Source organism: Citrobacter sp. TBCS-14 (genome assembly GCF_005280805.1).
GTDB classification, from domain to species: Bacteria; Pseudomonadota; Gammaproteobacteria; order Enterobacterales; family Enterobacteriaceae; genus Citrobacter; species Citrobacter gillenii.
The window spans coordinates 1-242 of the sequence record NZ_SZWM01000612.1; the positions used below are offsets into that span (position 1 = coordinate 1).

General features: G+C 49.2%; 1 pseudogene. It reads right to left on the reverse strand.

Annotation, left to right across the window (positions count from 1 at the left end):
- A pseudogene (locus FDX22_RS20250) lies at positions 1–242 on the reverse strand (transcriptional repressor PurR); the annotation flags it as partial.

Consider the following 242-nt stretch of genomic DNA (forward strand, 5'->3'; position numbering starts at 1 on the left):
CCGCCTTCGAAAGCGTTATCAATGACGGTATCGGTAAAGTCGGCTTTTGCTTCGCCCCAGTCCATAACCACCATGGGAATATGGCGATACTCTTCGAGCATGGAAAGCAGTGATTCCGGATATTCTGAACACATTACCAGCAAGCCATCTACGCGCTTTTGCGCCATCATAGACAGATAAGCCTGCTGTTTTTCGAGACTGTTCCAGGCGTTGCCCAAAATCAGGGTGTAGCCTTTCTGGAA